General features: G+C 57.9%; 14 protein-coding genes. 4 read left to right on the forward strand and 10 right to left on the reverse strand.

Annotated elements, in window-relative coordinates; all coding sequences use genetic code 11:
* Positions 1–16: 16 nt before the first annotated feature.
* A complete protein-coding gene (locus ETAA8_RS04665) occupies positions 17–2365 on the reverse strand; it encodes a TonB-dependent receptor (RefSeq protein ID WP_145085585.1) in 2349 nt (782 codons plus the stop codon).
* Positions 2366–2752: 387 nt separating this feature from the next.
* Between ETAA8_RS04665 and ETAA8_RS04670 the strand changes: the two genes are divergently transcribed.
* Positions 2753–4489, forward strand: a complete 1737-nt coding sequence (locus tag ETAA8_RS04670) for a PAS domain-containing sensor histidine kinase (protein ID WP_202921561.1) — start codon at positions 2753–2755, stop codon at positions 4487–4489.
* Positions 4490–4512: 23 nt separating this feature from the next.
* Here ETAA8_RS04670 and ETAA8_RS04675 read toward each other — a convergent pair whose 3' ends face one another.
* On the reverse strand, positions 4513–5460 hold the full coding sequence (locus ETAA8_RS04675) for a DUF1559 domain-containing protein (protein ID WP_202921903.1): 948 nt from the start codon (positions 5458–5460) through the stop codon (positions 4513–4515).
* A 41-nt stretch (positions 5461–5501) separates the two neighbouring features.
* Positions 5502–5969: a hypothetical protein gene (locus ETAA8_RS04680; protein ID WP_145085594.1), complete on the reverse strand. Its 468-nt coding sequence runs from the start codon at positions 5967–5969 to the stop codon at positions 5502–5504.
* Positions 5970–6145: 176 nt separating this feature from the next.
* Between ETAA8_RS04680 and ETAA8_RS04685 the strand changes: the two genes are divergently transcribed.
* Positions 6146–7066, forward strand: a complete 921-nt coding sequence (locus ETAA8_RS04685) for a TIM barrel protein (RefSeq protein ID WP_238397677.1) — start codon at positions 6146–6148, stop codon at positions 7064–7066.
* An 18-nt stretch (positions 7067–7084) separates the two neighbouring features.
* Here the strand turns inward: ETAA8_RS04685 and ETAA8_RS04690 are convergent, their stop codons facing one another.
* From ETAA8_RS04690 to ETAA8_RS04715, 6 genes are all read right to left on the reverse strand, one after another.
* Complete coding sequence (locus ETAA8_RS04690) at positions 7085–7927, reverse strand: tetratricopeptide repeat protein (RefSeq protein WP_145085597.1); 843 nt, start codon at positions 7925–7927, stop codon at positions 7085–7087.
* 26 nt (positions 7928–7953) lie between these two features.
* Positions 7954–8565, reverse strand: coding sequence for an SIS domain-containing protein (locus ETAA8_RS04695; protein WP_145085600.1), 612 nt, complete (start codon positions 8563–8565; stop codon positions 7954–7956).
* Between the two features lie 471 nt (positions 8566–9036).
* Positions 9037–9705, reverse strand: coding sequence for a transposase (locus ETAA8_RS04700; RefSeq protein ID WP_145085603.1), 669 nt, complete (start codon positions 9703–9705; stop codon positions 9037–9039).
* A 130-nt stretch (positions 9706–9835) separates the two neighbouring features.
* Positions 9836–10786, reverse strand: a complete 951-nt coding sequence (locus tag ETAA8_RS04705; RefSeq protein WP_238397678.1) for a helix-turn-helix transcriptional regulator — start codon at positions 10784–10786, stop codon at positions 9836–9838.
* A gap of 7 nt (positions 10787–10793) precedes the next feature.
* Entirely contained in the window at positions 10794–13211 is a 2418-nt protein-coding gene (locus tag ETAA8_RS04710; protein ID WP_145085609.1) for a TolC family protein, read from the reverse strand.
* Between the two features lie 305 nt (positions 13212–13516).
* Positions 13517–14980, reverse strand: coding sequence for a DUF1501 domain-containing protein (locus ETAA8_RS04715; RefSeq protein ID WP_145085612.1), 1464 nt, complete (start codon positions 14978–14980; stop codon positions 13517–13519).
* Between the two features lie 168 nt (positions 14981–15148).
* On the opposite strand from ETAA8_RS04715, the gene ETAA8_RS04720 reads away from it, so the two are divergent.
* Positions 15149–16558 (forward strand): c-type cytochrome domain-containing protein, encoded by a 1410-nt coding sequence (locus tag ETAA8_RS04720; RefSeq protein WP_145085615.1) that lies wholly within the window; start codon positions 15149–15151, stop codon positions 16556–16558.
* 194 nt (positions 16559–16752) lie between these two features.
* Positions 16753–18300 (forward strand): GGDEF domain-containing protein, encoded by a 1548-nt coding sequence (locus ETAA8_RS04725; protein WP_145085618.1) that lies wholly within the window; start codon positions 16753–16755, stop codon positions 18298–18300.
* A gap of 20 nt (positions 18301–18320) precedes the next feature.
* Here the strand turns inward: ETAA8_RS04725 and ETAA8_RS04730 are convergent, their stop codons facing one another.
* The gene (locus tag ETAA8_RS04730; protein ID WP_145085621.1) at positions 18321–19409 is read right to left on the reverse strand and encodes a tRNA dihydrouridine synthase; all 1089 of its coding nucleotides are present in this window, start codon (positions 19407–19409) and stop codon (positions 18321–18323) included.
* Positions 19410–19597 lie beyond the last annotated feature (188 nt).

Raw genomic sequence — 19597 nt, forward strand, 5'->3', positions numbered from 1 at the left:
GGTTTTTGAGACACAATTAGTACAGATAGCTGACAGTGGCCCGCACGTTGAACGGTGCGCCCTGGTAGATCTGATAAGAGTTGGAAGAGCCGAGGGCGTATTGAATGTTGCCTAGATTTTCCAAGTAGACGCCGGTGTTGAACTGTCCCTTTTGATAGTACAGTCCCGCATCAAACCGGCTGTAGCTGGGCAAATCGACAGCATTGGGCGCGTTGGGATCCAAATCCGCTTGCCGTTCGCCGACATATACCCAGCCGAGGGCGGCACCCCAGGTTTGATAGCCGTCGTTAACCAGGTTGTAGCGCGACCAGATATTCGCGTTGTTGTACGGCACATTGCGTGCTCGCGCGCCATCCAACATGAGTAGCGGGTCGTTGTTAAACACCGCAGAATCGCAGTAGCAGTAGTTGGCAATCATGCTCCAGTCGCTCGTGATGTTGCCGATCAGGTTGATTTCGGCACCTTGGGTTTCGACCTCACCAACTTGGACGAAGACGCCGGGATTCGGGTTGAACGTGTCGTTTTGCCGCACGGTGCGATAGCCGCAGGCCGTCAAACTCAAGCCGTCGACGAGCAAGGTCTTAATGCCCGCTTCGTGGCTTTCGCCGAGAACCGGACGGAGCGTTTGTCCAGGCAGCAGGAAGTACGCACCACCACCAGGCGGGCTGAACGACTGAGTGTAGCTGTAGTAGAAGGCCAGGCTTTCATCGGCCCAGGGTTGATAGATCAAGCCGCCACGTGGTGAAGCGCGATTGAAGTTCTGTTCAGTGACTTGATCTGGCCCGAACCCGCTACCATCGCCCACATCAATTGAACGGTTGAAGTAGAAATCAACCGTGTCGACGCGAACGCCGCCGAGTGCCTTCCAGTAGGGAGTAATTTCAACCAGGTCCTGGACGTAGCCACCCACTCGCTGTTGCCGGAAGTCATTGGTCCGGATCCCAAACAACTGCTGAGTGGGCAGGTTGTTGTAAACCGGGTTCGTTACGTCGAATTGTTCGAAAATCGGAATGAACGGAGGCAGCATCGGAATGCCTGGGTTCGGAATAGCCCCCACAACCGCCGAATTAGAGGTGAACTCCGAATTCGAGTTCAGGTAGGCGTACTCCATGCCCACCAGGAACTTGTGCTTCATCTCCCCGGTCCAGAACTCGCCTCCCAAGTTGGTGACCAGCGAGTGTGTTTCTTCGTCGTTGTAAGGCGAATTACTGCGGACGCGATTAAAAAATGGATCGACTGGCGAGACTGGAGGCCCGATCGGAATAAATGGCGCGGCAGCTGCTGTTGTCGACGATGGCGTTTCGACAAACAGCGAGTAGCCACCAATGCTGAAGAACCAGTCGTCGTTGATCTGGTGATTCAACACCAGCGATTGGCGAAATTCTTCCCCAGCAAAGAAATCGTTCGCGGGTTCCCCGACATAGACATTGGGCTCCAGGAAGAGCGGATCGCCGAAGACGGCTGGCGTTCCTTGATTGCCACGACGATGATCTTTGTGCCACTCGCCGTTCCAGGTGAGCGTGGTGTCTTGATCGAGCAGGAACGTCACTACCGGTGCGATTTGCGTGCGATGGGTATAGTCGAAGTCGACAAAGCCGTTCACGTCTTCCTGGGCCGCGTTCAAGCGAAACAGGATGTTGCCAGAAGTGCTGACGTTGTTCGCATCGACTGTGAACCGGCTTTGCTCGTAAGCGCCGAAGGTATAGCCAAAGTTAGCGAATTGAGCGTCGAGTGGTTTCTTCGTAATCAGATTGACGAGACCAGCAGCATCGCCGGCTCCGTACAGGATTGACGCGGGGCCTTTCAGAATTTCGATTCGTTCGACGTTCTGAAAATCGCGCGGTACCCCCGTGCGATCGAGAAAGCCGTCTTTGCGGAAGTTGCTCGAAGTGAGCTGCTGACCGCGAATAAGAATTCGATCGAAGAATTGGCTATCCCCCTGAAACACGACGCCGCCGGCATTTCGGATCACGTCTTGAAATCGCAAGGCACTTTGATCGTTCAGCGTATCGCGGGTGATCGTGTTCACTGTTGCCGGCAGGTCGGCGTCGGGAATGGCGATGATCGTGCCCGTAGTCGACGTTTCAGCTCGGTAGCCTTCAGTCGGTTGATTGCTGAAGATCGTGCCATCCAAGATCGATCGAGACAGGTCCCCTTGTTCAAAACCGTCCATTACCGGCTGCGTCGGTGGAGCAGCTTTCACTTCTGTCGGCGGCAACGTTGGCGGCTGACCAGCTTCCTGCGCGAACGACCGCGGCAAATCACCAACTGCCGACCAGCCCAAGAGCCCCATTGCTGCCAGCGAGAGGTACCAGGGAGCACGGCTCGTGGATTCATGGCGTTGCAGGATGGAGAGGACTTTCATGGTGGGATCAATTCTCGTGGGTAGCAGGAATTGGCTACCTATGACAATCGTCCCATCGGCCGAAGCAAATAAAGACTCATTCGTTGGAATGTCAGAATGTTAAGCTCTACCGAATCGCTAGCACCCGAACCACAGAAATCGTTTGATGGCTTGATCCTTTTCGGGTCTGCGGCTGGCTTCTGCCTTCGGATTGCAGGTGGGTTTGAACCTTAAGTAGACCGTTTTGCAGCACTTTTGATTGCGGGTTGAACGCCGCCAACAGTTACAATTTCGTCGCAGTGGAGACATTCGCTCCCACCTTCCTCTCCGATGATCGGGACGAAATGCCGCCGAGGCGATCACCGCCTTCCGGCGCAACGACGACTTAGTCTCGACGAAAGCCCGTTGATGTTCGACTTCTTTGAATTCTGCAACGAGATGCTGTGCGTGGCCGATAACCGGGGTTATTTCACCCGGGTCAATCAGGCTTGGACCAGCACCCTGGGATGGTCTGCGGAAGAACTTACCAGCCGTCCGTATTTTGAATTCGTGCACCCCGACGATCTCGCTGCGACGATTCGAGAGTCACAAATGCTGCGCAGCGGCACTTATGAAACTGTTGCGTTCGAGAATCGCTACCGTTGTCGAGATGGGTCGTATCGGTGGTTGTCGTGGCGCGTCAAGTTTGCGCCGGGCACCAAGGAGTTGGTGGCTGCCGCTCGCGATGTCACCACAGACAAGCTTCAGGCCGAAGCCTTGCGGGAAGCCAAGGAACGGTTTGCGGTCCTTGCCACCCAGGCCCCAGTCGGTATTTTTCAATCCGACCGGAATGCTCAATGTGCTTTCGTTAATCAGCACTGGACGGAACTGACAGGACTAACCAGCGAAGAGTCTCTGGGCCACGGGTGGATGCGTGCGATTCACCACGAAGACTTGCCCCGAGTGATGGCAAAGTGGCAAAACTGTATCGAGAACCAGCTTGAGTATCGCGATGAGTATCGGCTGGTACAAAGCAGTGGAGGTGTTCGTTACGTCATCGCGGTCGCCCGGGCTACCGCCGACGCGGACGGAAACCTCGTCACTTACATTGGCACGTTGCTCGATATTACCGAGCGAAAGGAAGCAGAAGAACGATTTCAGGCCTACATGAACAACAGTCCCGCTATCGCCTGGGCGAAGGATGAAGCGGGGCGGATCGTCTACATCAATCGGACGTGCGAGAACCGTTTTGGTATTCGGCTGGCCGATTGGCAGGGGAAGACCGACTTCGATATTTGGCCACCGGAGGTGGCTCAGCCGTTGTGGGACAACGATCGAAAGGTGTTCGCCGGTGGTAATCCCATCACCGTCATCGAAAAAAAGTCGAATGGTGACGATGAGCAATCGTATTGGATGAATATCAAGTTTCTCTTTCGCGACCGCTCGAATCGGCAGTTTATCGGTGGAATTGGCATCGATATCACGGAAATCAAACAGACGACGAACGATCTGAAGAGCAAGCAGGATTTGCTCCGCAATTTGATTGAAGTCCAGGAGCAAGAAAAACAGTTCCTGTGCCGCGAGTTTCACGATGGTTTGATTCAGTACGTCTTTGGCGCGGTGATGCTGCTGGAGAGTTGCCTGAACAAACCGAATGCCCCAGAGAATATGGCGAAGATCAGTTCGGCAATTAGCACGTTGCGGCGAGGAATCGAAGACGGCAGGCGCGTGATCAGTGGCATTCGCCCCGACGTGCTGGACGACATGGGGCTCGAAGCCGCCATGCAAGACCTGGTCGGCCAGTTTGAGAACTCGGGCATTCACATCACCAGCAGGTGCGACCCGGAAATCGGTCGTTTGCCGAATACCCTGCAGACCGCCGTCTATCGCGTGGCCCAGGAGGCGCTGAACAACGCCAAGAAATATAGTGGCACCGATGTCATTCGCATCAAGCTGACGAAAGATAACGGCAACCTGCATCTGGAAGTGCGGGATTTTGGCAACGGCTTCGATGTCGAAGAGGCCCGCAAACGCGGCTTCGGACTGCTCGGTATGAACGAGCGAGTACGCTTGTTGGACGGCGAATTCCTGATCCAGAGCGATCCCGATGAGGGGACGTGCATTTCAGTTCGCTTGCCGATTCCGAAGAGCAGCGAGGCATCTTGAGTTTGCTGCGCTACGCGAGCGCTTTACTGGGCGACTTCGCCGCCATCGAGCGTAGCTTGCGCGCGATAAGTCCCCAGCGGTATTGAATCGGCAACAAAGCGGACGGAGCCATCGCAATAAGCAAACTGCACTCCGCCGGGGTGCCGACTGCGAAAGCCGTTGTGCCCCATCCAATCGTCATCGGCATAGGGAGTGCCGTCGGGGCGTTTTGCATTCGGCGGAATCGCAGCAATGGCGTTGGCTTCCACCGGATGAGCCCACGAATAGCCGAGCCCGGGGCCGGTTGAATTCGCCCGCTTCTCGTTCCAGATATCTTCGCCAGCCAGATAGGTGTTGCTGGTGCCGTCCTTGACTGCTGCCAGGCTCTTGGGAGTTTGCCAGTCCATGGGGTACAGAATGCCGTCCCCTTTCCACCAAGGTTCGCAATCGCCCCCCGTCGAATTGCCGTTGGCCCAATCGCCCCAACAAAAATTGGCTCCTTGCACTCCCTTGTAATTCGTCAGTCCCGTCTTTAATCCGCGCAAGTAACGGGTCTGCTCGAAGTACACGCGAATCCGACCAAGCTCGTCGCTAGGGCAGTGAAAAACCGCGATCGGCGTTTCGATAATCGGGGTTTGATTCAGCTGGCGATTCGGAATGTCACCCGTGCGAGTGATGTTGATTTGCTCGAGGTAGGGCAGAATCGCCGATAGCCAACTCCACGAACTGCTGTTTTCGTATGCGCCGCCGAAGGCCGTCCAATCGTCGTAGTCGCCATAGCGATTAACGGGCAGTTTGAGATTGGAGTCTTCGAACAAATGCACGGCGATGCCGATCTGCCGCAGATGATTCTGGCACTTGGTACGCCGCGCCGCTTCGCGGGCCGATTGCACGGCGGGCAGAAGCAGCGCCATCAAGACGCCGATGATGGCAATCACCACGAGCAGTTCGACGAGCGTGAAGCCGCGCCGAGGTGAGTCTTCCTTCGTCATTTCAGCCTCGCCTTCTGTGCGAGCCAGGGACATCAATCAGATTAGGGTGCTGCCCGGGTAAGTTGCAGGTTATAGCTGCCGGCAGCAGCATCGGGTTTAACTTCGAACGCTAAGGGAGAGGAGATGGCATCATTGTAGCGTTTGGGAATCAACGATTTGGGAAGACCGGGATGAACTTTACTCAAATCAATGGCTGGCTCGTTGGCAAACACGACCACGCGATAAAAGCCCGGCGGTGCTCCGGGGCGGCCAGCGGTGTAGAGACGATAGTTGCCTTGGCTGTCGATCAAGCCGGTCGGCTGATGCCGCGTTTCGTTCCCGTTCTCAGCCCGCAGAGAAACGACCCCCGTCGTCAGCGGTTCTTGTTCCAGCTGAACGGTCCCGCGGACATCGAGGAGCGCTTCACCCGGTTCAGAACACCCCGCCGCAAAAAACAGCGGCCAACTTCCGAGCGCAAGGGCGCTGAAAGCTAGCGAACAGCACAGCGAATTGCGACCAGCAGAGAGCACAGACGAAGTCTCTCAGCGACAGGGATGAAAGCAAGTCGCCATTAATTTACCCGCGAGGCAACTTCGGCTGCTAGTCGAAGTTGCCGCAGAATTGCCGGCGCGCACTTATCTGCAGAGCCCCCGAAATTATGAGAAGATAAATTGCACACCCTCGATTCATTCACGGAGCCTCTTCCATGTCTGCTTCTTTCTCCCGCCGCGATCTGCTCCGCACTACCACCGGCGCTTTGGCGCTCGGTTCGGCCGCCGGCTGGCACGCATCAGCGCAGGCGGATGAGAAGCGGAGGGAGAAACTTGTCGAGCCGGACTTTAAGGTCAAGCATGGTCGCATTCGCCAGTCGGTCATGGGCTGGTGCTTCAATCCCCTGCCCGCCGTGGAACTGGCGAAGCACTGTCGCGAGATCGGCATTGTAGGAATCGAAGGAATTGGTGCCGATCATTACCCGGCAGTCCGCAAACTCGGGCTGAAGATTTCGCTCGTCGGCAGTCATGGTTTTGCCAAGGGGCCGTTCAATCGAGATAACCACGAGTTCTGCCTGGCCAAGCTCCGCACGGGCATCGATCTGGCCGTCGAGAACGAGTGCGAGAATGTAATTACGTTCACCGGCATGCGCGAGCAGGGGATCTCGGACGAACAAGGAGCGAAGAATTGCCTCGACCTATGGAAGCAGGTGATTGGCTATGCGGAAGAGAAGAAGGTGAATCTCTGTCTCGAACATTTGAACTCGCGCGACGGCAGCCATCCGATGAAGGGGCACCCGGGGTATTTTGGCGACGACGTCGACTTCTGCGTCGACCTGATTAAGCAAGTCGATTCGCCGCGAATGAAACTGCTGTTCGATATCTACCACGTGCAGATTATGAACGGCGATGTCATTCGCCGTCTGCGGCAATACAAAGACGTCATCAGTCACATTCACACCGCCGGCAACCCGGGGCGCTGCGAACTCGATGACAAGCAAGAGATCAATTATCCGGCCGTGATGCAGGCAATCATCGACATCGACTTTCGCGGTTTTGTGGCGCAGGAATTCATTCCCACCTGGCCCGATAAGATCGAAGCACTGCGCCACGCCGCAAAAGTTTGCGACGTGTAATTCGATGCCCCGTCGATGCTACGGCTTCGCTGCTTTGAGTGTGGCCAACTTTAACTCCGCGGGTTGCCGAAAGGCAGCAGCTGGGGCGCTGGCAATAGCCGCCTCGTACTGTTCGATGCCTCGTTTGGTATCGCCTGTTTTGGCAAAGACGTCGCCAAGTCCGACGTGCCAGTAATAGGCGAGGATCGGCGTCCGTTGCTCGGGACCGGTAGCAATCGCTTTGTTCGCCGCGGCAACAGCTTTCACTTTGTCGTTGGCCTCCAGCCAGGCAGTGGCGGCTTCTTTCCAATTCCAGGCGGCAAGTTTCATCGAATCGGCTGCTGCCTTCTCGAAGCGTTCGGCCACCTTCGCAGCCAAGACGAGATTGAGCTCCTTCGCCTTCTGCTCATAGATGGCTTCCTTCTGTGCCTGATCGGGCTTCAAAGCATAAACTCGCGCCAGAATGCCAACGGCAGCTGGATCGTTGGGATCCTTTTGCACGCGGGCTTCGTAGCGCTCGATCGCCCAATCTGTCTTGCCGCGCTGATGAAGAAAGCTGGCGACATCGCGACTGGCGAGCGAACGGGCGGCCGTCGTTTCCGCATTTCGCAAGATAAACTCCTGAGCCTCGAGCATTTTGTCGGCATCAGGCAACAATCGATAAGCGCCGAGCAGCGCTTGATACGCCTTCAACCGGTCTTTGTCGGTCGTGGCCAACTTCACCGCGGCTTCAAAGGGCTCTTGTGAAGCGGCGACCTGCTTCTCTCGCAGCGAGATGCCTCCCGCGCGCATCGCGGCGTCATAATCCTTGTATTCCGCTGCCTGCAGGGGCCACGCGAAAAACAGCAACACGTACACCGAGGGGAGGATTCGGTTCCACATCTCGCTTGCTCCGAGTTTGGTTGTCGTTACTTCTTCGCGTATCGCCCTTCGTGATTGATGCGGGCGAAAACATCGTTGAGCACCCAATGAAAAACGCACAGGTGCAGACTCTCGACCATGCCCATGTCATCCAAGGCAACGTGCAGCCCATGCTGCTGCATGCCCTTGAGCTTGCCACCAGAGTAACCCGTGAGACCATAGGTCGTGAGTCCGTGGCGATTGGCCCAATCAACGGCAGCCAGAATATTTGGGCTGTTGCCGCTGCCACTGATTGCGATGACCAGATCCCCCTTGCGTCCGTAATTCATTAGCTGCTGCAAAAAGATGTGCTCGTACGAGACATCGTTGCCGACCGCCATGATCCAGCCCAGATTGTCGGTCAAGCTGAGAACCTTCAAACGCTTTTTTGATTCGTCCTTGAGGTCTTCGGGCCGGAGCGTACTCTTGCCGAGATCCTCGGCCATGTGCGACGCCGTTGTGCCGCTGCCGCCGTTGCCAAAAATGTAAACGAACTTGTCGTTCTCCCAAGCCTGGTAAATCAAATCGGCCAGCTTGACCAGTTCAGCCTGATCGAGCCGGGCTGTTTCCGTTTGCAGGCGAGTGATATAAGTCGGCAAATCGAGCGTAGCACCGAGCATGATTCGTGAAGTCCGTTGACGTGAAGGAGACTGAGAAAGACCGGGGTCGGGGCAATTTTCGGGTTCGTTGATCACTGCCTTGGCCGAACAGTTCCGCCCCGAAACATTGTCCTGACCCACTGGGGTGAACGCTAGTGCGCGAGTTGCCGGCTTTTTGATCGTCAACGCTATTTGGGTCAGGAAGATTTTCGGGCCGACCGTTGAGTGCGTAAAGAGTCACCGAGCCCGAAAAACTTCCCGACCCTGAAGTTAGCGATGCAAGACCCCGGGTCGGGGCAATTTTCGGGCAGCGAAAGACTGCCTTTAGCTGGCTGAGGTCGCCCCGAAACATTGTCCTGACCCACTGGGTGAACGCTAGTGCGCGAGTTGCCGGCTTTTTGATCGTCAACACAATTAGGGTCAGGAAGATTTTCGAGCCGGCAATTGAGTGCGTAAAGAGTCACCGAGCCCGAAAAACTTCCCGACCCTGGGCTATTCGGGACGGCGAGGGCGGCCACGGCGGCCTTCTTCGCTGGAGAGACCGAGTTGTTGGGATGTCGTCGATCGCCATTCCGAGCCACCGAAGGGAATACCAAGGCGAATGCACTTTCGCAGCTGATCTAGCTCCGCTTCTGTTTGCGGTTGATTCACAAAGCCGCACCAGTCTGCGGGCAACGGCAGCGGCCAATTTGATAATGTTACGTCGGCCCGCTGCTGTTGGCGTTGCCACAGGCTCGACCAACGCCAATCCTCAGCGCGCGAGACAAGCGAGGCTCTCAGAGCATTTCGTTCGACGTAGCGACATACCGTGTAAAAGTGATCGTCATCCTGAACCGGGAAAGCCTTAAACCTGCCTTGGTAAAGTGCTCCGCGACCTTGCGTGCCGTGAGTTTGGTGCCAGCGCTGTGCATGAACGGTAGTCGCTCGCTGCATAAAGTCGGTCAATTGCTCGTCGGTCTGTGGCCACACAATCAGGTGCCAGTGATTAGGCATCAGGGCGTACGCGAGAAGCCTGAGCGGCTCCAGTTGTTGAGTTTCGGCGATCACGCGCAGAAACGCCTGATAGTCATCATCAGTGTCAAAAGGCTTCCAGCCACCCGCAGCGCGATTAAGTACATGGAAGACAAATCCTGCCGATCCGGAGCGCTTTCGCCGAGGCATACGAACCGTCATCATTACGAAAGGTGTGAGGGCGACGAGTTGAACTACGCAATTAGGGTCAGGAAGATTTTCGGGCCGGCGATTGAGTGCGTAAAGAGTCACCGAGCCCGAAAAACTTCCCGACCCTGAGCTAGGTGGGCCTTTTGTAGACGGCGAGCAGGCGCTCGGCGCGCTGGCGAATGATCTCGCGCAGTTCGAGTGGTTCGATCACTTCGGCCTCGTCGGCATAGCCGAGGATCCACCAGGAGATTTCTTGCAGGCCGGAGACCGTCACGGTGAAGTCGAGCGCGCCGTCTTCCAGACGTTGCGTCTGCTGCGTCTTATGCCACTGGACTTCTTCGACGTTACGCGCGACTTTCGGCGAGAAGCGAATCTTCACGTTTCGATCGGGGCCCGGTTCGGGATTCAAACGCCAGGCATTGCGCAGGTGACTCTCGATGCGGAAGTTCTTGGGCATCCGCAGCGGTTCTTCGAGGATTTGAATCTTACGAATGCGGCTGACGTTGAACGTGCGCACTTCGCGATGGACCGACGAACGGCCAATGACGTACCAACTGTGTTGGTGAAACAGCAGGCGATAGGGATGCAGCTTTGTTTGAATCTGCCGCTGCTCGTGCAGGCTTTCGTAGCGCATGCGCACGCAGCAGCGCGACGAAATGGCGGCCAGCAGTTGCTCGTAGATCCGTTCCTGCCCGACGAGCGAATTCGTCGCATCAAGCCGAATCCGAACGGCGCTCGTCACGCTGCGCAGATAAGCGACAAAACGCTGCGGCAGCGTGTTGGCCAGCTTATCGGCCGCGGATTGAGCGGCGGCATAGAAGGGAATCGAGCGCCGGTCACCCATTTGCCGGCTGAGGACCAGCATCGCAAACGCTTCCTCGGTGGTGAACTGCGTCGGCGGTAGAAAGAAGTGACCAGGGATTTGATAACTGCCCCGCTGCTCGTCGTATTGCAGCGGGACATCGGCATCGCGAAGCGCCTCCAGATCGCGGAAGATCGTTCGCCGTGTTACTCCGCACAGCTCGGCGAGGGCTTGTGCGTTGTAGGCTTGTCCCCCTTGCAGCATTCCGAGCAGTTTCACCACTCGTCTAATTTTTGTCAGCGATGGTGTCTTGACCACGGAAATAGGCTTCGTAATTCGGTGCGGCGTCGCTGTTGGCTTGAGTATATCCGGCTGGAGATACGTTAGCATCCGTCTTGGCCGCTGGCGAATTCGCGACGGCAGATTTCACACTGGCCGTCTCACGGCGGAGCGAAGCGGTGGCTGCACCCCGCAGTGGATTGCCAGTCTTGCCAGTGGCCGGTTGAACCGAAGTTGCGTCGCCCAGGTTGGGCTGAGCGGGCAACGAAGCCGGTGGCAAGGCCGGAACCGATTCAATCGTCGGAGCAGGATCGGCCTGCATCATGGGAGCAGCATCCTGGCTCGAACCCGTTTCGATAGCCTGCACGCGGCTGCTGCCCGGCAGTTCTTCGAATCCGACTTCGCTCGGCATGCCTTCCATGGTGGTCGAGTGCAGGGCACCGGACGAGTTTGGTGTTTCGCCGCGGCTAATCACGCTGGGGCGAGTCCAACCATAATCGAAGTAGATACCTGCGTCACGTTCGCGAGCACGTTGCAACGCATCGAAGTAAGCCTTCTCTGGCCAAGGGCCTTCTTCCATGCTGATGCCGTTGTATTCGAGGATCGAACCCTTGCGAGTGTGCAGGTCCGCGATCGACTTGTTGTATTCAGCCACCGAAACCCAGAACGCGTTTTGAGCTTGGGCCCGACGACGCTGAGCTTCGAGCACCAGGTCGAGCGTGACCTTGTCGAGTTCGTACTGGTTCTGCACCACTTCGACTTCTGTCTGAGCGGCCACCCAACGGTTGGCGTTGGTCTGAGCCAGCTGATAGTTGGCGTCGAGGTTTCGCACGGCCTTCGAGAGACCGACGTTAACGTCGAGTTCCATATCGTCGAGCGAGGCCTTTTCACGAGCGAGACGCAACTGAGCGTGACGCACACCGGCCAGTTCGCGGCGGAAACCGATCGGCATGGTGAACGACCCGAACAAGCCCCATTCCTGATAGTTGCCTTCCGTCAGTTCGTCGACAGCGGTCGAACCAGGAGCAGGGAAGTTCAAACCGTTGCGGTCCGCGTTGATCAAGTCATCGCCCAGACCGACCCAGCGATACACACCACCGACATCCAACTGCGGCAGCAGGCGGTTGCGGGCGAGGATCAATTCCAATTCACGCTGCTTGATTTCCCAACGCTTGCTGATCAGTTCTGGACGACGAGCGATCGACTCGGCCATGATCTCGGTCCAATCGAAATTGACGCGAGCCAGGTTCGGATCATCCTTCGGGCGGATCAGGCGGCCATCGGTGGCAGCCAGGCCCATCAGCAGGCGAAGTTCGTTTTCGTTGTTGTAGAGTTCCCGCAGGGCCGTTTCGACCTGAGCGCGGAAGGCGTAGTACTGTTCGCGAGCCTGAGCTTCGGCTTGCAAGTCTTCGACACCACCCTTGTACTTGGCATACACGATGCGCCAGGTGATGAGGGCACTATCGCGACCGACCTTGGCGGTTTCCAGGTTGCGATAGGAGAGATACAAGTCCCAGTAACGGACTTCGATGTTGTTGAGCATGTCCTGCAACTGGCCTTGCAGGTTGAGGATTTCGATATCGTTGCCGATACGGGCAATCACCACAGGCATGCGGTTGATGAGCGTGCCACGACCACGGAGCAGCGGGTGACGAGCTTCGACCTCCATCGTTGTCGTCCAGGTGCTGACGAGGGGTTGCACGTTCTGGCCGAAGTTGAAACCGCGGTTGTAAGCAGTGTTGTTGCGGACGGTGTAGGTCGTGCCTTCTGCCGATTGCTTGCTGATCGAGCTGGTCAAACCGCCATCGACGGTCTTGGTGATGAAGGGAAAGGTCGGGTTGGCCGAAGCGATGTTACGAGGACGATCGGTGTAGTTGAGGAAAGCGTTGGCTCCACCAGGACCATTGCCGACGATGCTCAGCTGAGCATCAAAGGCCGAGAGAGCGGCTTCCACACCGAGCTGCGAGTTGTTCACGCCGCCGTCGACCGTGGCGCCATCGTTCTGAAAGCCGGGATTCGATTCTTGAATGGCGGGGCTGTAGATCGAAGCGAACGACCGGGTGCCGAGTTGCAGCAAGTTACCTTCTTGCGTACCGGCGAACAGGGTGCCATTTTGCAACCGTACGGGCTGGCCACCGCGAATGAGCTTGGTATTCGCCAGCGAGATCGAGACGACCTCTTCCAGCGAGAGTTCCCAAATCTCTTTGTACTCGGGATTGCTGAGCGTGAACGGCGCGTGTGAGAGCGCTGCATCGGCCAGCGGAGCTTGCTGCAAGTCGGGCGTTTCCTGTTGAGTCGCCTTACCGATGTAATGCGACAGGTCGCCATCATCGTGCAGATAGAAGGGTTGGGTGGGATGGCAGCCCGACAACGCGAGCAGCATTCCCACTAACACCCAGCGCCAAGATTGATTGTGGCGGGTCATCGCTTCCCCATTCCTCAGGAGTTACCGTCGAGCAGCCAACGGAGTCGTTCAGTCAGGCCTATTGCCGGCGAGCGCACTGCGATTGCAGTGCGTGCTGGCAGAATCTTGTACTCAGGCCCCCCTGAGCGATCTCACGTCGGACCACGCGCACAGCGCACTTCCGAATCTGGGAAATCGTTGGAGGAGTTATCGTCCCCCTAACCGGCAAACTTTGACTAAACGACGAAATCGTCAGGAATTTCGCGAGCGGGCAGCAAGCGGGCTTGCCTAGATTGCGAGCATTACCGAGATGCTTGCTAGCAGCGCTAGGCCAGGAGCTCGCGGACGACGTTGCCAGCAACGTCGGTCAGGCGGAAGTCGTGTCCTTGCGAGCGATGGGTCAGCTGCAGATGGTCGATCCCCAGCAGATGCAGCAGGGTTGCATGCAGGTCGTGAATACGCACCGGTTGATCGATGACATTATAAGAGAAGTCGTCTGTGCGACCGTGAACATAGCCGGGGCGAGTCCCTCCTCCGGCCAACCACAGGCTGAAGCAGCGGGGATGATGATCGCGACCATAAGTGGGCGAATCGAGCGCGCCCTGGCTATAGGCAGCCCGGCCGAACTCTCCACCCCAGATCACGAGCGTATCGTCGAGTAAGCCACGCTGCTTGAGATCTTGCACGAGTGCTGCCGACGGCTGATCGGTGGCGGCAGTCTGTTTTTTCAATCCGGCTTCGACCTTCGTGTGGTGGTCCCAGTCGCGGTGATACAACTGCACGAACCGGACGCCGCGCTCGACCAGTCGCCGCGCTAGCAAGCAGTTGCGCGCATACGAACCGGGGCGTTGCACATCGGGACCATAAGCGGCCAGTGTTTCCGGCTTCTCCTGCGAAAAATCGGCCAGCTCCGGCACAGCCGCCTGCATGCCGGCAGATAGCTCGTACTGCTGCACGCGCGCCAGTGTTTCTAGGTCGCCATGTTGCGTTTGCGCCAGGCGATTCATCGCTGCGAGCGTATCAAGCGTGCGGCGACGAGTGGCGACATCGACTCCCGGCGGGCTGGATAAATAAGGAATCAAATCGCCTTCACCGCGCAGACGCACTCCCTGATGCTGCGACGGCAGAAAGGCCGAACCCCACAGGCGGCCATAGAGAGGCTGATCGCCTGGTTCACCACCAGAGATCATCACCACGAATGCTGGCAGGTTTTCGTTGTCGGTCCCCAAGCCATAGCTGAGCCAGGATCCAAAACTGGGGCGGCCTGGCTGCTGGCTGCCCGTTTGCAGCAGCGTGAGTCCCGGGTCGTGATTGATGGCTTCGGTCTGGGCCGTGCGGATCAAGCAAATGTCGTCGGCCAGTTTGGCGGTGTGCGGCAGCAGTTCGCTGAACTCCATTCCACACTTGCCATGCCTGGCAAACGCAAACGGCGAAGCAGCAATTGGCCAGCTTCCTTGCTGCGAGGTCATGGTCGTCAGGCGTTGACCTTGTCGAATCGATGCCGGCAACTCTTCGCCATGACGAGCCCGCAGCCCCGGCTTGGGGTCGAACAGATCGAGTTGCGAAGGTCCGCCCGACTGGCACAAAAAGATGACTCGCTTGGCGCGCGGCGGATGATGCGTCGGCTGCCCGCCAACTGCAACGTGTTTTTCTGCTGCTTGCGTGGAGGTTCGCAGCAACGTCGCCAACGCGGCAAGCCCCACGCCATAGCCGGCGGTCGTCAGCCAATGCCGTCGCGCGCTCAGTTGCTGCAGCGTTAGCTCGGGGCAACTTGGCGAAAGTGCTGGCATGGGGGGTTCACCGAATGTTCGCATTAACTTCACAATGGAGGCTTCAAGTGGTGCGGCTGTTACGCCACATCGCGATCACCACCTATTCGATTGTATCCCCGCTCGCGCCCGCGGCGAAGTATTTTGCCTTCGCCTGGTCGAGTTTGCGACAGCAGGAACTGAACCAGCGTGTTTGCGCGTCATAAACCGAACCTGCTAGCCACCTGCGGCTATTTTTTCTGTTTCCTGCTGGTGAGTGCCACTGCGCAGGGCGAAGACATGGTCGATTTTGTTCGCGACGTGCAACCGATCCTGAACGAGCACTGCTGGAAGTGTCACGGCGAACAGCAGGCGGCCGGCGGCTTGCGGCTCGATCAAAGGGAACTCGCCGAACGAGGTGGAGGTTCTGGTAAGAACTCGCTCGAACTGCCGATTTCGCGCAACGAACTAATGCGCCGCATCCGGTCGACGAAAGATGGCGTGCGCATGCCCCTGGAAGGACCGCCACTGGCTGCTGACCAAATTGAAACCCTCACGCACTGGATCGAACAAGGAGCGACCTGGCCCGCTCACGAGGTGGAAGCGGCCAAGAGTTTTGGCCCACCACCATCGTCCGTCGACATTTGGATTAAGCGCTGGGAAGCGGTTGCCGCGCCACAGTACCGTCCCGTTTATTGGTCAACCATCGGCCTGCTCGTGCTGGTGCTTGCAATCGAGCGGACCAAGGATTTTGTTCGCAAGATGAAGAAGCGTGCGACGGAGAGCGACGCAGGAAGCACCACGGCGCGACCTCTGCTCCCTCAACTCGCCGGCGTTTCGCGAATGTGGTACCTCGTGGGACTCATGGGTCTCGCACTCTGGATCACGAACTTGTACTGGAGCAGCGAGGTGACGCGGCTGAATGCCAGTCTGCTCAGTTCCTCGCGCGGCAGCAGCTCGACGCTCGGCAGTGGCACTACCACTAAAAGCCATTTGCACGATCCGCTGCGGCCACAGCATCCACCGCGCTTGGGCGGTGCCTATTATCGCGGGAATGACGAACGAGGCGCGGAGTTGTTCAACGGCGGTAACTATCGAACCGCGACGTTTAACGTCCATCTGGCCGACGCCGACGGAAACAAATTGGGCTGGGATGATGCGATTCCCGAGCGGATCTTCATTCGCTTCGAGATCATTCGTGCTCCACACTCTTCGCCCACGCTGTTCAGCCCCGATATTATGGCCCAGATCGGGATTTCGCCCGTACAGCCCGAACAAGTGGAAACGGCCGCAGAGATTCCGCTGGTCCGGCTAACGACCGTCGAAACAGGGGAACGCTGGAGCGCGCTTTATCCGCTCGATCACATTCCCGATCAAGGGCGACTCGCCGGTAAGTTGTATGTCTATCGCAACACCAATGGCCAAGGCGCGCAGACCCTGTCTGAACCTTCCTACTTGATTGGCTACGAGCTTTCGGCCACCGAAGGACTCGTCTCGCGCGAGTCGCAAATCTGGATGGCCTCGGTCTACAATGTCCACTCGGTTCAGTGGCCAGAACCTGGGCGCATTCAGCCCAACGAATGGTTCGACTACCGGCCCATTCCAGAGATCCAGAAGTAGGTTCAGTGAGTCGCTAGACGAGAGTCTCCCAACCGTCACGATCGCCCCAATCTGCCTGTGCTAATTGCACAGAGTATTCATTCCACGCGAATGGGTTTTTGACACCACTAGTTGGCAATCTAGGTTTGTGCGACCGCCATTCCCCACAAGGGGCGTGACCATTACTGTCGCTTGCCAAGAACGACTGACTGATTATGACTACACTGATTGTGGAAGCTGCCGTCGCCCTTACTGCAGCCTCAGCGGGTGCTGCCGCTGGCTGGTGTTTTCGCCGTTCGACCGAGGCCAAAGCGAAGGCCTCGCCGGAACACGCTCCCATGACGTCGGTCGATAGCGAACAAGACGCTGAAAGTAATCGCCAGGCTGCCAAGCAGTTGCTGACGCAGGTCCACGCGTTGACGACGAAAGTGTCGTCGCAAGTCGGCGAGCACAACTTGCGCGTGCAAGCGATCAACGACCAACTCAACTCGGGCGAAGCCCTCGATCTGGATACGATCAATAGCGCCGTCAATCGCCTGGTCGAAGCCAATGCCTGGATGCAGCAACAGCTCGACTCGGCCGAATCGAAATTGGAAAGCCAAGCGCGCCTGATCGAATCGCACGTGAACGAAGCTCGAACCGATGCCCTCACCTGCATCGCCAATCGCCGTGCCTTCGACGAAGAGATGCAACGCTGCCTCGATCTCCTCCGCATCGAACGAGTTCCCTCGTGCGTGATGATGATCGACGTCGACTTCTTCAAGAAATTCAACGACACCCACGGCCACAAGGCGGGGGACGAAGTGCTGCGGCATGTGGCCCGCGCGCTCAAGCAGGCCGCTGGCGGATCTGGCCTTGTCTGTCGTTACGGCGGCGAAGAGTTTGCCGTCATCATGTCTGGCCTGCATGCCAAAGATGCCTTGCCCATTGCCGAACGCTGCCGGGCCGCCATTGGCACCGAGAGCATCGCCTACGAAGGGAAGACGCTGCACGTCAACGCTAGTGCTGGCCTGTCGGAATTCACCTCGCGCGACACGATGGAGACCGTCCTCGAGCGATCTGACGAAGCGCTGTACGCCAGCAAACGGGGTGGCCGCAATTGTGGACATTGGCACAACGGCGAATCCTTCGTGCCATTCGTCCAGGCGATGCAAACCGCTCCGGAAGAAGCAAAGCCTGCTGCCGCCGCAGTCGCCACGGAAACGTCCGCGAAGCCGGTCGCTGCTGGCCCCACACTGACTGACTCGACAACCGGTCTGAGCACTCGCGAGGCGCTCCGCGACGATCTGCAACGTCGGCTCGCCAGCATGCAACGCGAACCGCATCACTTGAGTCTGCTCGTGGTGCAAGTCGATCGCTTGCTCGATTGGACGACCAAGGGTGGCGAAGAAGCCTGCACGATGGCTCTGCGTACCGTGGCAATTGCCTTACGCGGCGTCACTCGCGAAATGGATCATGCCGCCCGCTTCGAAGACGACGCCTTTGCGGTCGCCATTCACGGGTCCAGCATCGAAGCTGCCATCGAAGTGGCCCAGCGGTTGCGTCACTCGCTGCAATCGGCCCGCCCGAAGTTAGCGGGAACACCCTCGCAGATCACGCTCAGCATTGGCATTTGCGAGGCAATGCCCGGCGACGACAGTGCCCGCATGTTCCTCCGTTCGCAGGCCGCACAAAACACCTCGGCGAACCTGGGTGGCAATCAAATCGCCACGCACGACGGCAAACGAATTCGCCTGTTCGAAGAATCACAGGCGCTGGCTTAGTTCGTTAGTGACGCCCTCTGTTAATCCCCGCATTCCATCGTCGCGCGATGCACGGCGGGATCGGGATAGCAGCCCGGCAGATCTTCTGCATACCAGTGGTTGAGCACTGTTTCCCACTCGGCCAGGTCTTTGATCCGCGCGAACGATTCGCGCACCAGCAGATGCTGCGGATGAGAGGCAGCGAACTTGATGCCAAACTTGCGCATTTGTGGTCCCGCGCGCTGCGGGCCGTAAAGCTGTTCGGCTAAGACAAAATGCTCGCGCAGCACGTCGCGCTGCTCGAAGAGCGACGGCGGCGGTGGCAGCGGTTGACCAGCAGCCAGCGCCCGGCACTGTGAAAAGATCCACGGGTTGCCGATGCAACCGCGGGCGACAGTCACTCCATCGACGCCCGTCTGCCGCATCATGTTCAGGCAGTCCGCAGCTGTGAAGAGATCGCCGCTGCCGAGAATCGTCCTCTGCGGGTACAGCTTCTTCACTTCGGTGAGGAAGTCCCACTTGCTGGGGCCGATGTACCGCTGCTTAACGGTGCGCCCATGCACGGTGATCGCATCCACGCCCAACTGCCAGGCACCTTCGATGATTGTGAAGAAGTTGTCGCGGCTCTCTTGTGTATCATCAAGCCCGCGCCGCATCTTCACAGTGACGGGAATGTGCGCGGGGACTGATTCGCGCGTGCGGCGAATAATCTCCAAGGCTACCGGGGGCTGGCTCAAGTGAAAGCCGCCGCGGCAACGACCGAGCACCTTCTTCACCGGGCAACCGAAGTTGATGTCGATGACATCGAAGCCCGCCTCTGCCAATCGCACAGCCCCTTGCGCGAATTGCTCGGGCTCGGCTCCCATCAGTTGGCCAGCGACGGGGCGCTCTTCGTCGGTCAGATACAAAAAGTGCTTGTTCTTGTGCCGGTCTTTGAAGGTCACCAGAAACTGATCGAGCATCACTTCGCACAGCGTGTACGAAGCCCCGTGCCGCCGCGCGATCAGCCGCATCGGCCAATCGCTGTACCCCGACAGGGCCGCCTGCACCACGGGAAAGCCAATATCGAGCGGACCGATTTTTAGCTGCGGGGTTTGGAAGGTCGTGGAGTTGGATAGGGGCGCGATCATCCCTCGATTTTAGAGTGGAGGGGTTGAGAGGGAGAGGGGGAGAGGGGGAGAGAAAAATTGGCCGCGAGGAGAAACTTCTGCGGCAAGAAATAAAAAAAGCCCCCGGACGGCTGCTTCAATCCCAGGGGGGCAAGGATTTGGCTGCTGTACCGGGAGCGATTGGACGGTTAGCGGCTTCGCATCCATGC

Origin of the sequence: Anatilimnocola aggregata, from assembly GCF_007747655.1 — a bacterium.
GTDB classification, from domain to species: Bacteria; Planctomycetota; Planctomycetia; order Pirellulales; family Pirellulaceae; genus Anatilimnocola; species Anatilimnocola aggregata.